The following is a 22,471-nucleotide window of genomic DNA, read 5'->3' on the forward strand; positions in this document are numbered from 1 at the left end:
TCCGAGCAACGCGAAGGATACAACACATTTAAAAAAGAAGCACGGTGATAAACCGTGCTTCTTTTTTTTCACCCAATGAACCAGCCCATTGAGGAGGCGCTTCAGCGCCCCTCAAACACAAAAGGACCTGCCGAACAAGCCTCATGCTTGTGACAGCGCGGTCCTTTTGAGGGGGTCTAGGGGGATTCGCCCCCTACATCATTACTCATATTGCTGTACAGTCCAGGTCTTGGGAACTGCCGGAGTACCAGTATCCGAATGGTCAAAGTCAAATCCGCTTTCGGCATCGAAGTGGCTTACAACGCCCTTAGCTGCATTGACGCACTTGGAAGGATTGAGGCACTGCTTGTTCTTGAGAACCAGCAAGTCACCGTAAATATCCCAGCTGCCAGCCTTCAGTTCTTCCGTATTGCCGGCCTTCTTGGCTTCCACAGAGTAATCACCATTCTTCTTCAGGTTCATTGTCCAGTCCAGGCCATCACCATCGGCAACCCATTCACCAGCAATCTTGTCTGCATCGATGGATTCAAACTTGAAGTTAGACTTGGAGCAGCTATAGGTCGCACCCGTCACAGAAGTGAGGTTGTAATCGCTATCCACGGTCATGTTGGTCAGCGGCACATAGCCCTTCGTATTGAAGAAGGTCTGCATCATCAGGAGTTTGCTGCGCTGGATATCATAATAACCGGCAGCCCATTCCAGACCATCCTCCCCTTCGCTTTCCTGGAGGAAACGACCTTCGTAGAAGGTATAGGTCACCTTGTCATCCCCGTTCTTGCATTCTAGCTTCAGTCCCTTCAGGTCATCGCCATTAGAAATGGCATTCTTGGATACAGGCACCTTCTCGGAAACGGCATCCTGGAAGTCGCCACCGTTTACGGAGAACTGCAGTTTGTCTTCGGAATTCACGATAAAGCTAATGGTGCCACCCTTCTTCCAGAACTCGCCCATGGCGTCCGTCACCTTGTCGCCATCGATACCGGCATAGTAACCGTTGTTGCCGCCAAAAGTAATGGTACCATCCTTAAATTCGCTAAAGAAACCCATCCATGCGGTATCCGGAACCCAGATGGAATAAACATCATGCTTGGCGCCAGTTGCCAGATAGGCCTTGGTGCCAAACATTTCTCCCAGGGAAATGTTCTTTTCCAGGTCGGCCAGAGTCGCCACGCGGCCGCCTTCAGGAACGTCAATGTCGGAAACGGAGGAAGAAGAGACTTCTTCTGCAACGGAGGAGGAACTCTCCACACTGCTGGAAGATCCGTCACCCTTTTCAACGTTACTGGAAGTACTGGAACTATCGCCGCAGGCACTTAAGACCATTGCGGATACACAAGCGGAAGCCCAAAGGGAATTCTTTAAAATTTTATTCATAAAACACCTCTTCAAGAGGGAATATAAATAAAAATTTGCAAAGAGGTACTATTCTTCGAAAGGAGTTCCTGGCTGATAGTTCAAATCTCTGGACGCAGCATCCAGAGTCGGCACCGCATCATAAAGGAAACCGGCCAAGGCCTGTTCAGCGGTTACCGGTTTTCCACCGATCCAGCTCTTCAATACCGCCAATTTCCTGGAAATCCACCAGGGCAGAGGGATCATCAAATGACGCTTCCCAGCCTGTTTCAGGACGAATTCCGCCATCTGCGCCATGGAAACCTCCCTGGATCCGCAGAGGGCATAGGTCTTGCCCACCCCATGTCCGGATAGGCCAGCCGATGCAATGCCTTTCACCAGATCCTCACTACGGACCGGTTTCTTGAGGGACCTTCCCCCGCCAGGAAGCAGGTACACGGGGAATTTCTTCACGTAGTTGGCGTACATCCTGAATTCAATGCCACCTCCGTCACCGATCACCAGGGTGGGGCGCACGATGGTCCATTGAAGTCCGGACCTTTCCCCCGCTTCCTTCACGATGGATTCGCCCTTCAGCTTGCTCTGGCCATATTCCGTCAGGACCGGATAGGTCACGGAAATACTGGAAACGTAAAGGAGACGTTTTACGCCTGCAGCAACGGCAGCGTATACCACATTCTGGGTCCCGCCAGCGTTGACGCGGTCAAAGGAACCCTTTTTCGTGGATAGAAGAATGGCCGCCAGATGGTAGACAACGTCCACACCATCAAAGGCTGGTTTCAGGGAGGACGGATCCGTCACATCCCCATAGAAAACCTCCACTTCGGGAGGAAGAAACCTTGCCAACGTATCGCCCGGTAGAGTCAGAACGCGCACACACACACCGCGTTGCAAGAGCTCCCGGCACAGCGCCTTCCCTACGACGCCGGCGCCACCCGTCACCAAAGCAAGCATTACTAGGCTTCCAGCAAATACCGGATGTCCTGAACCTTGCGGGCAAGGTCCTGGTCCACATCCAACTGCTTTGTGAGTGACTTGATGGCGGCGATTACCGTGGCATAATCACGTTTGAAAATCGCACCCACATTCTGCAGGGATTCTGTCGTCAGTTCACGACAGAGATACATGGCCACCTTGCGAGGCAAGGATACGCCGGCATCCTGACGATGGCTAGAAAGGGCCACCAGGTCCGTACCAAACTCGAAGGCGACTGTTTCGGCAATACCCTTCAGGGTAAGTTCCACACGCTGATTCGAATCCGCTGGAGCCATCAGGCGCTTGACGGCGTTCAGGTCAAGATTTTCCTGGCAGAACTGGTTCATCGCACCTAACCAATTTAGGATGCCTTCGATAATACGAATGTTCTGCCTGGGCGGAATAGAAAGGAACCTGCAGATTTCTTCCCTATCACGCTGTACAAAAGGAATTTTCACAGACTTTGCCTGAATAAGCTGCAGTCTAGTATGAAGATCCGGCTGTTCCAGGCCTACAGCCACACAGGACTGCAGAGGAGCCAGAAGCTTTGCGGAAATGCTGGGAATGCCTGCCTTGGAGTTAGCATCCACTTCCGTCTTGCTGTCCACGCCAGTAAAAGTAGAGGGATGACGATCGCAAGACAGCACCACCTGCTTGCCGTGAGCACGAAGTTCACGGATCAGGATAGCAAGGCGTTCCTGGGAGACAAGACCCTTTTCCAGAAGCTGAACGTCGTCCAGCAGGAGCACATCACAGTCTTCGTACTTGTCCTGATAAGCCTGAGCCAACTCACGGACATTGCCCGTCCTAAGTTTCAAGGCCTTGGCCATGGCGGTAGAGTCGCGAAGGAATTCAAAAGCGTCGCAGTAAAGAACCCTCACAGAAGGGTTGTTCTTCTGGATATTCACCGCAATGGACTGGAGCAAATGAGTCTTGCCCAAGCCGGATGCCCCATAAACGAACAGGGGATTCAAATCCGGATTGCCAGGATTTTCGGATACGGTCCTACAGGCCTTCAGGGCGATGGAATTGCATTCACCTTCCACGAAGTTATCGAAGGTAAAACTAGGATAGAGCTTCAGCTTGGGGCGGCGCGAAGCCCTGGGGGCAGCAGCCTTGGGACGTGCAGGTACCGGAATGAGGGGTGCCTTGGGAGTGGTAAGCTTCATCTCCGGAATAGACTGGGAGGGAGCCACCATCTTAATACGGAAATCCTTGAACTGGGATCCATAAACGGAAGAAAAAGCCTTTCGCAAAATGGAGCCATAGTGGGTATTCACCCAACTTTCACAAAGTTCATTGGGAACAGTAAGGGAAGCGTATCCGTCAACTACACCTTCAAAACCAACTTCATCAAAAATGGTCAGGCCAAAGTAGTCATTGCACTGAGTGCGAACCTGCTCGAGAACAGATTGCCAGGGCGACGAAACAACATCTAATAATGAAACCGTATTGGGCACGATACAATAACCAGGTCGGAGAAAAAAACTTAGGCTCTAAAGTTAAGTAAAGACCTCCGAGAAAAAGACAAACCTTTTCATTTTTTTTGAAAATCCCCGTTTTCAGTCCAAAAACGGCAAATAATTCTTATTTACCATATTTCTCCCCTACTACACAAGTTAGTTACGCAATTAATCACGAAACAATCAAAACAGAAACCCTATGAATTTCACAACTTATCAACGGAAAAATTTTGAACAATCCCTTGACAAAATTTCGTATTCCGAGGCGACGCAAAAATGTCCGTTCCGAAAAGATTATAAAAAAATAACCTGCGTTTTTACGCAGATTTCGCCACTTTTTACATAACTTATTGAACTATAAGGAGTTAGCTACTGGTCTTTTTTTGAATTCAGAAGGGCTTCAATTTCCGGAAGTAGACGGTCCTTAATACGGTCCAGATAGAGACACTGGAGCTGGATCATACGGTTACGGTGCTTGCCGGCGTTTTCCTGAATCCAGTGACTCACCGCCTGCTGACGATCCTCATTTCGGTGCTGAAGAGTCTGACGGATGTAGGTAGACTGGACGTCCATGTAGCGGCGCATATTAAAAGGCTGCTTAACGGAACGAATGAACTGTTTCAGATGCTCAAGAAGGGATAGCCCCAAGGCTTCCCTTTCCTGGATAAACTTGCGGAACTCTTCCACATGACTTTCGAAGAACGGCAAGATTGCCGAATCGTCTATCTGGTAAAGTTCAAGTTGATCCTGTTTCTTTGTAGCTTCATCTACAGCCATAACGATAATTTATGTATTTAAACGGATTTTTGGGGAAAATCCTTCACAAAAAAGGAAAATTCCGCATTATTATCGTCAATTTTTACATCTTTCGGGAGGAAAATACGACCTTCCGTACCCGGATTCAGCCTATCGGCAGCTGCACCACGGAAGTCGTTCATGGATTCAACAGCACAGGTCGCCATTCCTGCAGGGGTCATCAACTCCAGCTTGTCATCCAGAGTGAAGGGATTCTTCACGTTAACTCGCACGGAGTGGGAGGCCACATCATAGTCCAGGATCTGGGCGGCAACGCAACCTGCATCGGCGGGCACATGAGTGGATTCGTAATTCTGGGGCAGAGGTCCCTTGAGGAAGCCCTGCATAAAGCCTCGACCATCCAGATAGGTGACTGCACGGCGACTTTCGTCTGAAATTGCGGGTTCCTTTCCGGCATCGATCTGTTCGAAGCAGGAATCGATTGCCATACGGTATGCACGGACCACCTGGCTCAGGTAGTAGACGGACTTGGTTCGGCCTTCGATCTTGAAGGATTCCAGACCGCCCTTGATTAATTCGGGAACCACTTCGATTGCGCACAGGTCACGACTGCTCATGAAGTAGGTACCCCAGGTATCTTCGTCCAGAGCTATAGGTTCCAGTTCCGGACGGTCCGTACGCTGAAGGGTAAAGTTGCCTTCATGTTCGCGGTAGTCTTCCACCTGCGGACCTTCATTGGCATAGAGACGGTAAGGCATACGGCAAGAATTATCGCATGCACCCAGGTTGGCGTCACGATGGACCACCCAGTTGGAAAGCATACAGCGTCCGGACATGGACATACAGACAGCACCATGAACGAACACTTCCAGTTCCAAGCTCGGAAGAAGCTTCTTCATCTCGAGAATTTCAGGCAGGCGCAATTCACGGCTCAGGATGACGCGCTTCACGCCCAGGTCATGCCAGAACTGAGCCGTCAAGTAGTTGGTGCAGTTGGCCTGCACAGACAAGTGAATTTCAGCCTCAGGACGAACCTTACGGATCCACCCCACAAAGCCAGGGTCAGCCACAATCAGAGCGTCCGGGCCCAAGTCAATAGCCGCAAGCAGAGCCTTCTGGAAAGCCTCCACCTTCACGTTACGGGGAATGATGTTGCTGGTGAGATAGAACTTCTTCCCGCGGGCATGGGCGTAGGCGATCCCTTCCGCCAGGTCGTCCAGGTTCTTAAAACCGTTCTCGCGGGAGCGGAGGGAGAAGGTCGGCTGCCCGGCAAATACAGCATCCGCACCGTAGGCGAAGGCATATTTCATTCGAGTCGGATCCCCAGCGGGAGCAAGCAATTCAGGCTTAAACATCTTGATTTTCCAAATAAAAACGGTTAGAACTTGAAACCGGCACGGAGATAAATCTTGCGGTCATTAATGAGGGTCAACTCACCCATAAAGCTTACGTACTGTCCTTCGTAGCTGAGGGCTGGAGTCAAGGAGTATTCCATCTTTGCACCCTTCAGGAAATGCTTATGGATCTTCATGTGGTTGCTGGTCGGAGTGGTATCGTTGATGGCGCTCCCATAATCCGTCCCCTTCCAGGCCCAGGTATTACGGAGAGACGCAAAGAGATATCCATCCAGGCGCCCATAAAGAGTCCAGTCAATCGTCTGGCTGTTGGAACCACGCTGACTACCGATGGGACGGCCCAAGTGAGCCAGCTGGGCTGTATTCTGTTCAAAGTGTCCGTACACATAAGGTTCAATACGGGCATATTCCGCAATGGTACCCGTTTCCAGCAGGTGGCCCTTAACATCAAAATTATGGGCAGCCTGCAAGCCCGCCATCCAGGCCCACTTAGCTTCGATGTTATCGTTCTTCACGAGACTTACAGGACTTTCCATATCGTCCAGGAAGAATTCCGTATAAATACGGACTGTATTGAACAGGCGGTAGTTAAAGTCAAAGGCCAGGGCCCCATTGTTGCTGCTTTCAGAATAATTTCCCTTTTCCATAAACAGCGGGGCTGTAGGCACGAAAAGCCAGGGTTTCATGTTGTCGTACAGCATCTGCAGTTCGCTAATGCCAAAGGTGGCATTTCCCACCGCCAGTTCGTAACGGTGGCCGAACAAGTTACGGGTCTCGTCCTTGTTCTTCATGCTCATGCTGCTGTAGATACGCAAGTCCGCATAGAAAGAAACCACGCGGAGAGGGCCAAACTGCATATCCAGAGTGAGCATGTTATAAGGAAGGGCAAACTGGTTCAGGGTTAGGTTGTTATAGTAACCTGGACCCCAGTGCATCACGTCGCGGCCGAAATCCAGACGGAGCCAGTTGTAGTTCAAGGCAAAGTGAGTGCGGTAGCGGGCATAGCTGGTGTATTCCAGACCGGAGTTGTTCTCTTCTCTCTGAACTTCCAGGAATTCTCCATCGAAAGACTGGGGCCACTTATAGGAATGACCTTCATCGTAAATACGGGCATCCAGCACAAAATCGACGGAATCCGCATAACCGCGAAGGTAGATGCCTCCATCAACAGCAGGCCAAATGGTATCGCGGAGAGCTTCCCCGCCACGATAGTCCAGGCCGCCAACAAGAGAAACAGCCAAAGCGATGCTAGGAACCTTATCCGAATCAGAAGCACCCTTCCCAAGGACCATACCGCCGTGAACATTGTCATAAGCCAGAAGAGCCCTAGATGCATCCTTCTTCATGGCAGCACGGAAGGTCGTATCCCTACGGGGATAAGCAAAGGACTGGGGGTCATGGGAAATCGTCGCACGATGCAATTCGAAAAGCATGGGAGACGTTTCCAGAAGGCGGAGATTACGGACGTTTTCCGGGCCAAGAACCGGAGACGCAGCAAAAGCCGAAACGCCCAAAAAGGCTACAAAGAGCAAAAAAAGCTTTTTCATAATGTTTTGATTTTACAAGAATCGATTAACCCAAATCTAGTTTTTTTCCAATCCATTTTCAACAAGACCTCCCCTACCCAAGCTTTTTGAGTCATTTCGTCCCGAACGAAACAAAAGGTTCCATAAAAAACACCTCCCGGAAATAATCCGGGAGGTATTTTCATTAAGATGCCTTAAACTACATGACTAGAAAAGGAAGTTGCAGACAAACTGCAAATGCCAGCCCTTGGTTTCCACAGGATTACGGTAGGAATCATTAGCATCATTTTTGACCATTTCATCTGCTTCAAGACGAGTCAGGTCAAGAATAAAACGAAGGCCGATTTCAATGGCGTGTCCATTCTTTGCATCAAAAGTTGCACCACCGCCAAAGTTCAAGGAAACACCGAAGGTTTCACCGTTCCATTCGCCAACATCTTCACTATAATCGTATTCGGCGTTATCCAAAGTGAAGGAGCCTGCTAAATTAAGGTTAAACTGAACACCTGCTTCAGCAAAGAAATTCTTAGTTGCATAGAAACGTCCCATCACCGGAATAGAGATGTCAACCAACATCATGTTTTCGTCCACCGGTTCATAATAGGTACGTCCCCAATCATCATGAACACGGGCATAATAAATGTCGGATTCCTTAAAGTAATCTATAAGACGAATATTTATTTCGGGAGCAATAGCAATCCTGTTATTGATGTAGAAGACGTACATGAAACCGAAATCTAAATTCAAACCCATATATCCATCAAAAGGATCTCTTTCATCAAAATCATACTTTTCGGTGTTCGGGTTATAGTAGTAGCCAAGAGCTTCTTCATTGCCATAGGTACCACTTAAACCTACTCCCAAATGGAAACCAAAGCGATTCTTAGGCCTGGAAGAAGCACTCTTATCTTCCGGAAGGTCCATCGCAACAGGAACTTCCTCGGACTTGGTCACTTCACTGGAATAATCGTAACTGCTCTTTGCGGTGCTAACATCTTCGTCATAAGATTCCGGCGCACTTTCGGCAACGCCTTCGTCATAAGCGTAATCTTCGTAATCATCCTGAGCATTTGCTGCAGCCACCATGGAACAAGCCAGAACAATGGCACCCAAGTAAGACGTCTTCATTATTTTCTCCTTAAAAAATTTTGTACGGTAAATGTAGTAAAAAACAATTCATAAAAAAGAACCCCGCCCGGAATTTAACCCGAACGGAGTTCTTGACTTGCTTAAAGGCCTGAAGCCCCACTCCTCAAAGGGAGCGAAGCGACCGACCTCAAAGCGAATGCCTTGGGCATGAGCGACCTCTTAGTCCTTGCCGTACACCTTTTCAGCGTAGGTAGCGGTTGCCATGAGGTATTCGCGGTTCATCTTGGCGATGTAATCCACGGTGATACCCTTCGGGCAAGCAGCCTGGCATTCGTAAAGGTTGGTGCAGTTACCAAAGCCTTCCTTGTCCATCTGAGCGACCATTGCGAGCACGCGCTTCTTGGCTTCGACCTTGCCCTGGGGCAAGAAGCTGAGGTGAGAAACCTTAGCAGAGACGAAGAGCATAGCGGAAGCGTTCTTACATGCAGCAACGCAAGCACCGCAACCAACGCAAGCAGCAGCGTCGAAGGCGCGGTCTGCATCAGCCTTGGGAACGGGGATCACGGAAGCTTCGGGAGCGGCACCGGTGTTGACGGAAACGTAGCCGCCAGCAGCGATGATGCGGTCGAAAGCGGAACGGTCCACAGCGCAGTCACGGATAACCGGGAATGCGGCAGCGCGCCAAGGTTCGATCACGATGGTATCGCCATCCTTGAACTTACGCATGTGCAGCTGGCAAGTGGTGATGCCGTGGTCGGGACCATGGGGCATACCGTTGATGACCAGAGAGCACATACCGCAAATGCCTTCGCGGCAGTCGTGGTCGAATGCAAAGCCTTCCTTGCCCTGCTTCATCTGTTCTTCGTTGACAATGTCCAACATTTCCAGGAAGGACATGTCGGGAGAAATGTCGCTGATCTTGACAGTTTCGAACTGTCCCTTGGTCTTGGAGTCCTTCTGACGCCAAATCTTCAAAGTCAAATTCATATTGCCGTGGCTCATTATTTGTAGCTCCTAGTAACGAGGTGGACGTTATCAAAGGTAAGAGGTTCTTTGTGGAGTTCGGGCTTAACATTGTCGCCCTTGAATTCCCAAGCACCGACGTAGCAGAAGTTTTCGTCGTCACGTTTTGCTTCGCCTTCTTCGGTCTGGCTTTCTTCACGGAAGTGACCGCCGCAAGATTCTTCACGGTGGAGGGCGTCGAGGGTGAGGACTTCTGCGAATTCAAGGAAGTCAGCCAGACGGCCGGCACGTTCCAGGTTCTGGTTGAAGGAACCTTCGGAACCGACGACGTTGACATTCTGGTAGAATTCTTCGCGGAGTGCGGGGATTTCCTGGAGAGCCTTTTCGAGGCCAGCCTTGTTACGGGCCATGCCAACGTATTCCCACATGATGTTACCGAGCTGACGATGGATATCGTTAACAGTGCGGTGACCCTTGATGGAAAGGAGCTTCTGGATCTTTTCAGCAGTCTGCTTCTTGCAGTCTTCGAAAGCAGGATCAGATGCGGAGACCTTTTCCAGCTTGGTGCCTGCGAAGTAGCCACCGATGGTGAACGGGATCACGAAGTAACCATCGGATAGGCCCTGCATCAAAGCAGAAGCACCGAGACGGTTAGCACCGTGGTCAGAGAAGTTTGCTTCACCGAGGACGAAGCAGCCCGGGATGGTGGACATCAAATCGTAGTCAACCCACAGACCACCCATGGTGTAGTGGATTGCCGGGAAGATGCGCATCGGAACCTTGTACGGGTCTTCGTCAACGATCTTTTCGTACATCTGGAAGAGGTTGCCGTACTTAGCAGAAACGCCAGCAACGCCCATGCGCTTGATAGCATCTGCAAAGTCCAGGTACACAGCCAGCTTGGTGTTGCCAACGCCGAGACCAGCGTCGCAAACCTGCTTAGCATTACGGGAAGCCACGTCACGAGGAACGAGGTTACCGAAGCTGGGGTACTTTTCTTCCAAGTAGTAGTAACGATCTTCTTCGGGGATCTGGTCCGGAGAACGGGTATCGCCAGCCTTGCGGGGAACCCAGATACGACCATCGTTACGGAGAGATTCAGACATCAGAGTCAGCTTGGACTGCAGGTCTCCATGACGGGGCAAGCAAGTCGGGTGAATCTGAGTGTAGCAGGGGTTAGCAAATGCAGCACCCTTCTTGTATGCGCGGAAAGCGGCAGTGACGTTGGAACCCTGTGCGTTGGTGGACAGGTAGTAAACGTTACCGTAACCACCGGTGCAAAGGCAGACTGCGTCGCCGACGTGGCTTTCCAGTTCGCCAGTAACGAGGTTACGAACGATAATACCGCGAGCCTTGCCGTCGACAACGACCAGGTCCATCATTTCGCGGCGAGGAAGCAGTTCAACCTTGCCTGCTGCAACCTGGCGCATGAGAGCCTGGTATGCACCGAGGAGGAGCTGCTGACCGGTCTGACCGCGAGCGTAGAAGGTACGGGAAACCTGGGTACCACCGAAGGAACGGTTGTCCAGGAGGCCACCGTATTCACGGCCGAAAGGAACACCCTGAGCGACGCACTGGTCGATGATCAAGTTGGAGTTTTCGGCGAGACGATGAACGTTGGCTTCACGAGCGCGGAAGTCACCGCCCTTAACGGTATCGTAGAAAAGACGATAGACGGAGTCACCATCGTTCTTATAGCTCTTAGCAGCATTGATACCACCCTGGGCAGCAATGGAGTGAGCACGACGGGGAGAGTCCTGAATGCAGAAGGACTTCACATTGTAGCCCAGTTCTGCGAGAGAAGCTGCAGCGGAAGCACCAGCAAGACCGGTACCCACCACGAGAACGGTGAACTTACGCTTGTTAGCCGGGTTCACGAGCTTCAATTCAAACTTATGCTTGGTCCACTTTTCGGAAATGGAACCACCAGGAATTTTAGAATCGAGAATCATTAGTTATGGTCTCCATTAAACGTTGGTGGAAATGATGACGTCGCCGACAACAAAGGAAGTCTTGGTTTCAGCGGCAGCCTTCTTCTGTTCCAGCTGCTTCTGGATTTCGTGAGACTTTGCACGAAGAGCTTCAGTTTCCGGCTGGTGTGCGATATAGCAGGAGAAAGCAGCCTGAGCAGCGAAGCACAGAGCGATCACAGCGCTATAGACGATACCGAACTTGTCGATCACCGGAGTCCACTTCTGATGAGCGAGACCGAGGGTCTGGAAAGCAGAAGCGATAGCGTGGAAGAGGTGCAGACCAACAGAGAACAGTGCAACCAGATAGAACACAGTCCAGATCGGGTTTGCAAACATGTCGATAGTGGTGAGCCACATGTCGCGGACAATTTCACCAGCTTCGTTCACATAGAGGTAATGTTCACCAAACTTGAGGGTGGTGAGGTGCTGGATGAGGAAGCCAACGATGATGAGGCCGGACCAGATCATGGTGAAAGTAGCGAAGGACTTGTTACCCTTGCGAGCGTTCACTTCGTAACCGACGTTACCACGAGCAGCCTTGTTTTCGAGCTTCAGCTTGATAGCAAGACCGATGTGAGTAGCAAATGCAGCAACGAGAACGAGTTCAACGAGGTAAATCAGCTTTACGGGGAAGTGAAGCGGATTGAAACCAGTCAGGAATTCGGTGTAAGCATTGTAGGATGCCTGAGCCGCTTCCTGGTTGAAGTTCAGAAGCTGGAAGTTACCACACATGTGGCCGGTAACGAACAGAACGAGGAACGCACCGGTGCATCCCATGATCTGCTTCTTACCAATGGAAGAAGTAAGATACTTAATGATCCATTGCATTGTTTTGTGTCTCCTTGAGAGGGTCTTGTTTGTTTTTGAAATTCTAGATGAAGTCAAACCACCATTAGAGGATGCAGCAAGCCTTCTTGCTTGCAGCTTCGTAAGCATAGCGAGCCTTCTTGTCGAACCAGAAGTCCAGTTCACGCTTTGCGCTCTTGGGGCTATCGGAGCTGTGAACCACGTTTTCGGTCATGGAAGGTGCAAAATCGTAGCGGAGGGTACCCGGTTCTGCCTTAGCCGGATTGGTAGCACCGTTAATAGCGCGAACCTTGGCAATAGCATTTTCGCCGCCCAGAGCGAGCATCACGGACGGACCCTTGGTCATATAGGCTTCCAGTTCCGGGAAGAAGGGCTTCTTCACGTGTTCTGCGTAGAAGCCGCGAGCGTCCTTCTTAGTCATCTGGTGCATCTTGATAGCGCAGACGGAGAGGCCTGCAGCTTCGTAACGGGCAATAATCTGACCTACCAAGCCGGACTTTACGGCGTTGGGCTTGATCATAGCGAATGTCATTTCCATGGGTATACCACCTTTTTATGTGTGTGCGTTAAATATAGGTTAAAATTTTCCTGTACAATTTTATAAAAACGGAATTTTCAGGCGTTTTTTAGGGAGTTTCCTCAATTTTCTTACTGAGTTCTTCCTGCAACTTACCACCGCTTCTGATGTTATCGATCAACCAGTTTGCGGATTCCTTAAATTCGCTATTGGGATAACGATTCACGAATTCGGTAAGGACTTCCAGAGCCAGACTATCCTTGCCCATATTTTCGTTCAGGATAAAGCCACGACTGAACATGGCCTTTTCTGCATTGGGATGCTGGGGGAAGATCTTGTAGAACGCATAGTAATCCGCATCCGCTTCATCAAAACGGCCCTGGTCATTGCGAAGATCAGCCATCTCGTACATGGCCATGCTAGCCAGGGAATCCACACTGCCATAGGCAAACAGCAAGGAGCGGTACTCCAGGTAGGCATCATCCTTATTGCCTGCCTTATTGAGAGAATCCGCGCGAGACAGCAGAGCCTGCAGATAGGAGGTCGGCTTGTATTCGGGAATCGAGGAATCGTACAGATGGATGCGGGCATTGTTGTAAGCTTCTGCAGCCAGACGATTCTTCATGGCGGAACGGTATTCTCCAAAATGGCGATCAAACAAATTCAAGAGGACCTTGTTGAAACTCTGCCCTCTATACATCACTGCATAGCCTCTGTAGTAATCACGGAGGGAAAGGACCTGCGGGAAAGAAGCCATCGCCATCATACGATACTTCACTTCGTCAAACTTAGTCAAGGGATTTGCTGCAGCCAGGTTTTTATCGAACCAAATTCTTGCGGAGTCTTCGGACACATTCACTACAACGCTATCCATATAACGTTCCGTCAGGAATTCCAGTCGGGCGCTACGAAAGATTGCGCGATACTCCCATTCATGATCCAGCTTAAGACGTCTTGCGGCATCAGAGAAAGCGTAATGCTCCGCAAGCATGTTTACAGTCCAGTCATGACTACGCTTTGTCAGCGGGCGCTTCACGAACTGTTCGTTGAATCGAATCAAGTCAGCTTCCGTAAATACAGGTTTGCCATCCTTGGTAATCAGCACCACAGAAGAGTCCACATCCAGCAATTCCCTATTTTCAATGGACTTCAGGATTGCGGGAGCCACGCGTTCATAAGGTTTTACTTCGGATGGAACTGTAGCGGCCAAATAGAAACGGTGGAAGTTACCATCGGCACTGCGAAGTGCAGGAGTAATAAAGCCTGCGGACTTCCCCACCAGGATGGGATCCAGTTCATTCATCATTCCGATGCCATAAGGTATTGCGTAATTCTGTTTCACAACGCCTACGTAGCCGCTATCAGCTGCAATCAGCTTATTGGCGCTATTCTTTACAGCAACACTCTTGAAAGTCTGAAGGTCTGCGTTTTCCGGCAATACTTTAGTAAGGGCTACAGAATCACTTCCCTGCAAGTCATAAAGTTCATAACCGGGAACGGTCTTATACTGATCCTTGTACTTCTCGTAGTAAGCCTTGGGATCGATAGGAGGCAATTCTACAATCTTGTAATGTTCGTTTTCCAGAATGTTGGCTGCGATACTTTCCTTCATTTCCTTGGCACGAACAAGCGAATACCGTCTCTTGGCTTCTGCAGTATCCTTTGCAGAAGGTTCCTTGTTCAATTTCAATTCCTTCTTCAGGAAGGCTTCAAAATCGTCCTTATTTTTCAGCACATAGTAATCTCTGGCCACATCATTACGGACACCATAAAAGCCCGTAATGGAATCCGCATTGGGATAGTTCTCCCTGTTACTTTCGTAGTACTTACGCAGTTCTGCATCGGCAAAGCCCATGCACTCCCCTAGGTAATAATCACGATAGACAGTAGTGAGCCATCGGATTTCAAGCGCTTCGCTCAGTTCCTTCCATTCCTTTTCCAGACCAGGGTATTCAGCCAAAGCTTTTTCTGCAATGAGGTAGCCTGAATAGAAGCGGTCATACAGCATCTTTCCTAAAGGCAGGGAATCGTGGTCATAGCGACCACCATCCAGCATATACAGGACATCTTCCTTGTAGACAGAATCATCATTGATTTTAGCAATGAGGGTTTCCTTAGGACCGACCCCATTACAACCCGTCAGAGAAACGCAAAACACACTAGCAGCCAGTGCAATCAGGCGAGCTTTCATTGTAATCCTCTTCATATACATAGCTATGGTAGGCTAAATATATAAAAAGCGAGCCAAATGGCTCGCTTATCTATTCTTACAGAAGGGGTTTATCCCAAACGCTTCCAGATTCCTTCGGAGCATCATCCTGTTCTGACAACCATTTCGCTCCAGAACCATTTTCATCCGGCTCACCTACGTAGATGTAGATTTCATCCGGATAGGCCTGGTAAAGGAACAATGACGAATAATAAGTAAAGGGAGCCCATATAACAGACGCCACTGTAATTGACCTGGAAATCTGAGTTTCACCAGCAACAACATCCTTATGCACGGCCTTCAGATGGACCGGCGAGGAAGTGCCTCGTTTGGCAAGATAGCAATCACCGCGACCTGTAGAACACACATAAGATTCGTCAGCGTAAATATCATAAGATCCGCCATCAGAAACTACGATCTTTGAACGGCCAAAAAAACAGCCATTCAAAGAAATTGTCAAGAGAAGCAGAATTGCTATGGAGGCAATGCGCCTGCACTGCATCTTAGAATCCTCGTGCGATACCGAAGCTAATCAGGAAGCCGTTAATAGCGTGATCCTTGGCAACCAACTCCTTAGAACCGTTGTCGGCCTTGCGCCATTCCAAATTTCTGGTCTTATAGAAATTCAGGACATAACGAGCGTTCAAGTTCAAGAGAAGCTTGCTGTTGCGGTTAATCAGGAGACCTCCACCCAAGAAGCCGCTAAGGCCAGCACGGTCGTCTACAGAAGCATATTTGACACCTTCAATATCAGAATCATAGGTAGTAAAACCAATGCCCAGACCACCACCTACGTAAGGAGTAAGAGCCCTGGAACCAAATGGATAGTATGCAGATAAGTTAATGGAGCCCATTTCCAGAGAATTATCCAACCCGTAATAAGAGCCATCGAGACCCGCCAGCAAATAGCCAAAGTCGAAATGCAAATATACGGAAATACCTGCAAGAGCATCCACGTCAGGCTGCATTGCAAAGAGACCACCCAAGGAAACGCCCAAATAGGTAGAAACGGATTTGCGAGTAATATCCTCAGTTTCCTTCTGGGTTACGGAATAGATGTCATCATCCATAGTAGCCTTGCGCTTGGTACCGATATTGCGGGCAACACGCTGGATAATCGGATCGAAGTCATCCGGATTGGCAGCCTTCAAACGGTCATCCCAGATAGGTGCGTCGGAATCGACTTTATACAGTTTGAAGGACATCAGGACGTTGTCACCGAGGCGAGTAAATTCGGCAAGGATATACTTGGAACAGCCCTTGGCAATGGCCTTTTCACGGACTGCAGCCTGGTCATCCACCGTTACGGAATCCTGTTCATTACCCACAACGAGAACAAAACGGCCATCATCTTCAATGTATGCCTTCATAAGCTTTGAAGATACCAAGGCATAATCGCCATGCATCCCCACTAAGCTAATGGGAGCAAGATAAACCTTTTCAGCAGCAAAAGAAAATGCTGCAAAAGCAAGCAGAGCAAAAAGAATCTTTTTCATGAAATCACCTCCAAACTTTCCATTATGAAAAATATACAAAACAAAACATGCTAAATATAAAAAAATCCTATTTTTCCGACAAAATAACCCTTTGGGGTGATGAAGCGTCATATAGACATGCACATTAGTTCACTAACATTCGTTTTTAGGCGTATTTAGGCATATGTAACTCGTTGAGCATCAAAGAGTTACCCCTTCTTTTTCTAACTTTTTCCACGATTTGAAAAACCAAACGACATTTGTAGGAATGGCAATCGTTGCCTCTTTCATTGTAGGCGCCCTGTCTCTGGGTGTCTGGTTTGGTCGCGCCCTACTGATAAGATTCCTTTCCACAGAACATGAACTGTCGGGTGTCACTATAAGACCCTACGGTTACCAGATAAATGGTCTGCTGGACCATTCCTTTGATTCCTTATTTGTTGAAACCAACGGTACTACCGTGAAGGTGGTCCGTCCGAAACTCAGCGCCACCCTGCTTGGAGAAGGCAAGCTCGTCAATCTGGACATGGAATCGCTGGAAGCGAATATCAACACGGAAGGCGAGAAAAAAGAATCCCAACAGGAACAGGACCTATCCATCTCCGAAAAAATAAGGATTCCCCTCCCCGTCAAGATAAAAGCAAAGAAAGCCAAAGTTACCCTTTCCGACGGAAAGCACTGGAGCGCCACAAACATCTCCGTTGAAAATACTGGAGAGAAGGCTATCGCCCTAAGAGCGGACAATGTACAAGGCGACTATGTCAAATCCAAGGCTGCCGTAGACATTGACGCAGACTTTAGCGGCACGAATTTGAAGGCAAGTGTACTGGTACAGACCGCAGATGACGAAGTAAAGGTCAGTATTGACGCCCCAAAGAACAACTTGACTCAAGTCAAGAGCAAGGTAAATCTAATGGTAGAGGATCCTGAATCCTGGCTGCCAATGGAATGGCCCCATGGAGCCCCTAGTCTAGGAGCGCTGGAAGTCGCGGCAGACGCAAACGTAGACGTCAAGACCGGCAAGGCGAAGTACAAGGCAAACATCAAGACGCATCTCGGAGAGCGTTGGCCCTTAATGCCCCTGAACGCCAGTATTGACGTAGAGGGCAATATGGATTCCATCCGGATTGAGACCACCCTGCGAAATAATGAAGGCGGATCCATTTACCTGAAGGGAGCCTTCGACACCAAGTTCAACGGAACAGCAAAGGGACGCGTGGACCACATGAGCGCCAAGTTCGGTCCCCAGATGATGCCTCTGGATGCTGAAATTCATTCCTTTGAAAAGATAGGCAGTAAGATGGAAGCCCTGGTGGAAACCAGACAGGGATCCATCATCAACAGTACAATCGATGTAGAGAACGGTATCGTCATTTCGTATACAGGAGACCTGACTCCGTACGAACCATGGGCGCTGGACTGGGTTCGCGGAAACGTGATCCTGACAAAGAACACGAAGATTTACGGTTTCTTTGATGGGAACAGCATGAAGGCGCAAGTGAAATTCACGGACGTCCCATACGCCTACCACATGAAAGCAGACTCAGTCCATGTAAACCTGGACCTTACCTTAGAAGGCATCGTATTCAACAGAGGACAGATTTACACACCTGATGAAACATTCGACTTTGACGGTGATGTATTCTGGGGGACAAAGGATCCGCACACCAGTTGGAATCTTTATCAGCGAACGGGCGGTTCCGGCAGCGTTTACATTACCATTGACGATAGCTTGACCATTGACGCAAAGACTGACCAGGCCGTCATCCGAACCATTCCCTTTGCAGACATCAACATCAGTGAACGAATCAACGGAACGGTCACCGGACACTGGTTCCAGAATTTCGACAGCAACCATGGTATTGCAGAACTGAATGTAGAAGGAAACCTGGACGCCTTCGACCTGAAGGCAAACATCCTCGCCCGCCAGAACGGAGACACCATCTACATTGACCAGGCAAATGCAGACCACAACAAAAACTCGGTACAGCTGTCAGGCGGATTTGTCTTGCCCAACGACTCCAATCCAGATTTCAAGCCGACAGCCACACTGCCTATCCAAGTCCTATACGCCAACCTGTCGTCTCACGACTTCAGCATTCCTCTATTGCTTGAACCGCTAAACGATTCAACCTTATCTACGGGCATGCTGAATGGTGAGCTAGCCTATCAGGCTGGGCAAGGTCTTTCCGGCAACCTAGACTTCTTCGACATCGAGTTCAACAAGATCAATCCGGACATGTTCAATATCAAGAAACTGAACATGTTCGCCCAGAACGAGAAGGTGGAAATTAACGCCTATCTGGATATTGGTCTTGGGGGTTGGAGCGGAAACACCCAGATAATTTTCGATCACATTTTTAACGACCAGCGTCATGTAAACATCACCCATGGAAGTGACAACGGCGGTTCCGCCTGGATGGAAGGCTTCATCGATCAGGACATGATATTCAAGGGTACATTCGACGTGAATGGATCCTGGTACGTTCCGGGCTCCCTCAGCGAAATTACCAACACAGATTTACACGCAGACATTACCGCAGACATTACCAAGGGACTTAAGGGAATTACTGCAGAAATTCGAAGTGACTCTACCGTTTTCCAGCCAGCAAAAATGGATATATCCTTCCCCTTCTTCATTCGCGGAACCGTACAGGACGGACTTGTTGAAATCGGAGAAGCCTCCACACGAAATGACAAGGACGAAGCCGTTACAGCCACCTTGCAATTCGACCTGGACAGCATGCAGTTAAAGGCCGTAGACATTCTATCACAAAGTTACACCATTACCCTGGACGAACACACGGTGCGGTTCGAAAACATCAATGGTCATCTGGAAGATAGCGAAGAAGAATTGCTCATTACCGCAAACATTCCCAAGCTGACATACGGTTTCTCTCACGACATGTTCGGCGAGGCGGAAGCTCACGGACGAGGCGACATCAACTTCAGTATTCCCCATAGCCAGGAAGGTCAGGTTAAGAACAAGACCATCGGCGGCAACATCATCATCGACAAGATGGTTTACCACAAATCCATCGACATTGAAGTGACTCCCGCATCAATCGACCGCTATCTGACCATGTTCAACAACTTCACCACAAAGCTTCGAAAGAAGGGTCAGCAGGAAGCAAAGATTTCAACCGCAAGCCCCGTTAATTTGTCTCTACACATTAGCGATTCCCAGAACGATTCCGTCATGGTGGTAACACCTTTTGCAACGTTCCCCTTCACCGTAGACATCTGGGTTCTGGGAAGCACTACACGTCCCCTGCTTCGTGGCGACATCAGCAATACCAACAGCGGCTTCATCGGCATTCGCGACTTGTATGAATTCGAACTGAACTCCTTCCAGATTTCATGGAACGATGACGCATGGCAGAATGGCATTATCGACGTAACCAGTAGCCAAGAACTTCACTACTGTTCCGAGACCAACGAGAACGAGGCCGAAACCTGCCCCATCAATCTAGACATACAGGGAACGATCAGTAACCCCCAGCCAGTTCCTTCTTCTAATTGCGGCACCGAAGCGACAACAGCTTCCATCTATTACAACGTATTCCTCGGCTGCATTGCAGACGGCGGAGACGAATCTACGGACTGGAACAAGCTTGCGGGCAAGGCCATCGGCAAGGTCATTTCCGCAACAGCCAACAAGACCCTGGGTGGCGATTACATCGGTGACATCGACATGAAGGTGATGATTTTCGATAACACAACCACCAGCGATAAGGATTCCAGCTATTTCAAAGTTCCGATTTCCATGGACCGTTGGATCAAGAACATGAGCTTGATTTTTGGTTATACCCAGGACCAGAGTGACAACCCCACTTATGATCAGGCTCTGCAGTTCGGCCTCAATTACACACTTCCTGTTTTCCAGGAAGCCGAATACAGCCATCAGAACCATTTGAACCCCACCGTATCCTTAAATGCGATGTTGATAGAAAAGCAGTACCTGACCAACACCGGTACTGAAGGAAACGAAAACCGAGTGGAAAAGAACATCGGCATCAACTACTCTTATCGTTACTGGAATCCCTGCCTGCTTGGCCTTGGTTTCTGTGAAGATATTGACCTTGAGAACAAGGAACAGGAGAATAAGAAATGAAGAAATTGATTTTCCTGGTATTCGCCCTTGTGCTTATGGTTTTCGCCGAAGAACCTGATAAGAATCCTTGGTATGTCCATATTAGCGGCAATAAGGTATTCTCCAGCTATCAGATTGAAGAACAGCTGGATACCCCCGCAAAATTTGGCCAGATGGACACCACCAAGCAAGACTTCATCATGCGTCTTTCCATGGAAAACGTAAGGGCACTATACTACACCATGGGATACTTCAGTTCCGAAATCACCCTGGATATCCAAAGGGACTTCATCAGTTCCAATGTGGTGCAACGCGGATACTACATCTACATTCGCGATGGCGAACGTTATCGTTTCGGAGGCGTAGAAGTGAAGGTTCCCGAGGACAGCCGTGTGGAACTTGACACCACTGGATTGAATACAGCCCAGGACCGCTACTACAGCCATGAAGAAATCGCAGAAGACCTGCAAACCCTCCAGAACGCCTTCCGTGCAGAAGGTTATCTCCATGCATATGTTTCCTCTACAGAGTACATCGATACCACTAGCAGAAAAATCCGCGTAGAATTTTCCGTAGATGCTGGCCCGAAAGTGATGATGGGCGGTGTGATCAGTGAAACCCGCCGCACCACAGGCCCCGGCAACAAGGATAGCGTATCCGACGCAGGCCTTACAGATACCGCCTGGCTATCATCCCTCTGGAGAATCAAGCCCGGTGAAGTCATTGACGGTAACCAGTACAATTCCTTCAAGTCCAAGCTATTCTCTACCCAGCTGTTCACGCAAATCAAGCTCACGGATTCCCTGAGAGCCGATGGCCTGTCCGACGTTCATGTGAAGGTAACGGAACGTGTTCCTGGAGACACCCGCTATGGATTCTTCTATGAAGAAATCTATGGATTTGGCGCACAGGCTCAAGCTAGACACAAGAATTTCTTCGGGCGTTTCAATGAATTCTCCACAAATTTTCAGGTGGCACAGCACAAGCAGGAATTATCCGTCGGTTACGCCAACCCGTTACTTTTCGGTACGTCTTTCAGCTTCATCCCCACGGCAATCCGTTTCGAAGACCGTCTGACCCTAAATCACGAAAAGATCAACCCGCCCGCCTACCCCGACAGTATTGAAGAACGTTACGAAATTATCAACCGAGGCGACCTTACCTTCGGCATTACCAAGAATATTCGTTTCCGTGGCACGTTGGACACCCGCTACGTGAACAAGATTACCGACAAGATGTTCAAGCTGAAGGGCGAAATCGCCTTGACCTTCGACTATACGGACGACTACTTCAACCCCACCAAGGGTATCCGAATTGCCCCCACAGTTGGCGCAGGAACCAACCTGAATGGTGATTTCGGATCGTTGAGCATGATTGGAGACCCCTACTCGTACGGAGAAGTTACCGCAAACGTGTACTTCCCCTTATTCTGGACATTTAACGGAGCCTTAAGCGGAAGCGTAGGCAAGTTCTTCGCCAAGGCCATCGAAGACGACGCCCGTGTATTCTACCAGGGCGGTTCCAGGTCTGTACGCGGCTATCGCTTCCGCAGCATTTACGCTAGTTATGAATCACCGGATCCCGATAATGAAGGCGAAACCATCATCAACACGGGTCTGACACCGCGTTATCTAAGATTTAATGAAGAAATTCGCTGGACGTTCCCCTGGAAGAGTCTGCGCAAATGGCAAATTGTTCAATTCTACGACTGGGCTTACGTCACAGATGAAGACCCCCAGTACAAAGAAGCGCGTGACGAAAGTTTAGGCTTAGGTATCCGTTACCGTTGGCAATTCCTGACCTTCCGTCTGGATTATGCTTTCAAGAAGAATTTGACGAACTGGAATACAGAATCCTTCCACTGGGGACGATTCGCCTTCGACCTTTCACAGACGTTCTAAAGATTTCGTTCTGTAC

The 22,471-nt window shown here is 49.3% G+C and carries 16 protein-coding genes; 2 read left to right on the forward strand and 14 right to left on the reverse strand.

The genetic code is table 11. The annotated features are described in order from the left end of the window. Window positions 1-201: 201 nt before the first annotated feature. The 14 genes from BGX12_RS04235 to BGX12_RS04300 form a co-directional block, all read right to left on the reverse strand. Entirely contained in the window at window positions 202-1,374 is a 1,173-nt protein-coding gene (locus BGX12_RS04235) for a hypothetical protein (RefSeq protein WP_109734844.1), read from the reverse strand. Window positions 1,375-1,422: 48 nt separating this feature from the next. Continuing rightward, on the reverse strand, window positions 1,423-2,307 hold the full coding sequence (locus BGX12_RS04240; protein WP_109734845.1) for an NAD(P)-dependent oxidoreductase: 885 nt from the start codon (window positions 2,305-2,307) through the stop codon (window positions 1,423-1,425). A 2-nt stretch (window positions 2,308-2,309) separates the two neighbouring features. Beyond that, a complete protein-coding gene (locus BGX12_RS04245; protein WP_109734846.1) occupies window positions 2,310-3,788 on the reverse strand; it encodes a DnaA ATPase domain-containing protein in 1,479 nt (492 codons plus the stop codon). Window positions 3,789-4,160: 372 nt separating this feature from the next. Beyond that, window positions 4,161-4,568, reverse strand: a complete 408-nt coding sequence (locus tag BGX12_RS04250; protein ID WP_109734847.1) for a hypothetical protein — start codon at window positions 4,566-4,568, stop codon at window positions 4,161-4,163. A 17-nt stretch (window positions 4,569-4,585) separates the two neighbouring features. Then, a complete protein-coding gene (locus BGX12_RS04255; RefSeq protein WP_109734848.1) occupies window positions 4,586-5,902 on the reverse strand; it encodes a U32 family peptidase C-terminal domain-containing protein in 1,317 nt (438 codons plus the stop codon). A gap of 23 nt (window positions 5,903-5,925) precedes the next feature. Then, window positions 5,926-7,449, reverse strand: coding sequence for a hypothetical protein (locus BGX12_RS04260; protein ID WP_109734849.1), 1,524 nt, complete (start codon window positions 7,447-7,449; stop codon window positions 5,926-5,928). 186 nt (window positions 7,450-7,635) lie between these two features. Beyond that, on the reverse strand, window positions 7,636-8,556 hold the full coding sequence (locus BGX12_RS04265; RefSeq protein ID WP_109734850.1) for an outer membrane beta-barrel protein: 921 nt from the start codon (window positions 8,554-8,556) through the stop codon (window positions 7,636-7,638). A gap of 180 nt (window positions 8,557-8,736) precedes the next feature. Then, complete coding sequence (locus BGX12_RS04270) at window positions 8,737-9,519, reverse strand: succinate dehydrogenase/fumarate reductase iron-sulfur subunit (protein WP_088666178.1); 783 nt, start codon at window positions 9,517-9,519, stop codon at window positions 8,737-8,739. Then, window positions 9,519-11,432: a fumarate reductase/succinate dehydrogenase flavoprotein subunit gene (locus tag BGX12_RS04275; RefSeq protein WP_109734851.1), complete on the reverse strand. Its 1,914-nt coding sequence runs from the start codon at window positions 11,430-11,432 to the stop codon at window positions 9,519-9,521. Before BGX12_RS04275 ends, BGX12_RS04270 begins: the two co-directional genes overlap by 1 nt. Before the next feature lie 15 nt (window positions 11,433-11,447). After that, window positions 11,448-12,281, reverse strand: a complete 834-nt coding sequence (locus tag BGX12_RS04280; protein ID WP_109734852.1) for a succinate dehydrogenase cytochrome b subunit — start codon at window positions 12,279-12,281, stop codon at window positions 11,448-11,450. 64 nt (window positions 12,282-12,345) lie between these two features. Next, complete coding sequence (gene ndk, locus BGX12_RS04285; protein WP_109734853.1) at window positions 12,346-12,798, reverse strand: nucleoside-diphosphate kinase; 453 nt, start codon at window positions 12,796-12,798, stop codon at window positions 12,346-12,348. An 88-nt stretch (window positions 12,799-12,886) separates the two neighbouring features. Then, window positions 12,887-14,968, reverse strand: a complete 2,082-nt coding sequence (locus BGX12_RS04290; protein ID WP_109734854.1) for a tol-pal system YbgF family protein — start codon at window positions 14,966-14,968, stop codon at window positions 12,887-12,889. Between the two features lie 76 nt (window positions 14,969-15,044). Continuing rightward, window positions 15,045-15,488: a hypothetical protein gene (locus BGX12_RS04295; protein ID WP_109734855.1), complete on the reverse strand. Its 444-nt coding sequence runs from the start codon at window positions 15,486-15,488 to the stop codon at window positions 15,045-15,047. Window position 15,489: 1 nt separating this feature from the next. Then, a complete protein-coding gene (locus BGX12_RS04300; RefSeq protein ID WP_146196245.1) occupies window positions 15,490-16,482 on the reverse strand; it encodes an outer membrane protein in 993 nt (330 codons plus the stop codon). A gap of 247 nt (window positions 16,483-16,729) precedes the next feature. On the opposite strand from BGX12_RS04300, the gene BGX12_RS04305 reads away from it, so the two are divergent. Together BGX12_RS04305 and BGX12_RS04310 are read left to right on the forward strand one after the other, a co-directional pair. Next, window positions 16,730-20,575, forward strand: coding sequence for a hypothetical protein (locus tag BGX12_RS04305; protein WP_109734857.1), 3,846 nt, complete (start codon window positions 16,730-16,732; stop codon window positions 20,573-20,575). Then, window positions 20,572-22,455 (forward strand): outer membrane protein assembly factor, encoded by a 1,884-nt coding sequence (locus BGX12_RS04310; RefSeq protein ID WP_233246250.1) that lies wholly within the window; start codon window positions 20,572-20,574, stop codon window positions 22,453-22,455. The genes BGX12_RS04305 and BGX12_RS04310 overlap by 4 nt, the downstream gene beginning before the upstream one ends. Window positions 22,456-22,471 lie beyond the last annotated feature (16 nt).

This window comes from Fibrobacter sp. UWR4, from assembly GCF_003149045.1.
GTDB lineage: Bacteria > Fibrobacterota > Fibrobacteria > Fibrobacterales > Fibrobacteraceae > Fibrobacter.

Coding starts and splice junctions, on each gene's coding strand:
- BGX12_RS04235 (WP_109734844.1), bottom strand. CDS start 1,374: ATGAATAAAATTTTAAAGAATTCCCTTTGGGCTTCCGCTTGTGTATCC.
- BGX12_RS04240 (WP_109734845.1), bottom strand. CDS start 2,307: ATGCTTGCTTTGGTGACGGGTGGCGCCGGCGTCGTAGGGAAGGCGCTG.
- BGX12_RS04250 (WP_109734847.1), bottom strand. CDS start 4,568: ATGGCTGTAGATGAAGCTACAAAGAAACAGGATCAACTTGAACTTTAC.
- BGX12_RS04255 (WP_109734848.1), bottom strand. CDS start 5,902: ATGTTTAAGCCTGAATTGCTTGCTCCCGCTGGGGATCCGACTCGAATG.
- BGX12_RS04260 (WP_109734849.1), bottom strand. CDS start 7,449: ATGAAAAAGCTTTTTTTGCTCTTTGTAGCCTTTTTGGGCGTTTCGGCT.
- BGX12_RS04265 (WP_109734850.1), bottom strand. CDS start 8,556: ATGAAGACGTCTTACTTGGGTGCCATTGTTCTGGCTTGTTCCATGGTG.
- BGX12_RS04270 (WP_088666178.1), bottom strand. CDS start 9,519: ATGAGCCACGGCAATATGAATTTGACTTTGAAGATTTGGCGTCAGAAG.
- BGX12_RS04275 (WP_109734851.1), bottom strand. CDS start 11,432: ATGATTCTCGATTCTAAAATTCCTGGTGGTTCCATTTCCGAAAAGTGG.
- BGX12_RS04280 (WP_109734852.1), bottom strand. CDS start 12,281: ATGCAATGGATCATTAAGTATCTTACTTCTTCCATTGGTAAGAAGCAG.
- ndk (WP_109734853.1), bottom strand. CDS start 12,798: ATGGAAATGACATTCGCTATGATCAAGCCCAACGCCGTAAAGTCCGGC.
- BGX12_RS04290 (WP_109734854.1), bottom strand. CDS start 14,968: ATGAAAGCTCGCCTGATTGCACTGGCTGCTAGTGTGTTTTGCGTTTCT.
- BGX12_RS04295 (WP_109734855.1), bottom strand. CDS start 15,488: ATGCAGTGCAGGCGCATTGCCTCCATAGCAATTCTGCTTCTCTTGACA.
- BGX12_RS04300 (WP_146196245.1), bottom strand. CDS start 16,482: ATGAAAAAGATTCTTTTTGCTCTGCTTGCTTTTGCAGCATTTTCTTTT.
- BGX12_RS04305 (WP_109734857.1), top strand. CDS start 16,730: ATGGCAATCGTTGCCTCTTTCATTGTAGGCGCCCTGTCTCTGGGTGTC.
- BGX12_RS04310 (WP_233246250.1), top strand. CDS start 20,572: ATGAAGAAATTGATTTTCCTGGTATTCGCCCTTGTGCTTATGGTTTTC.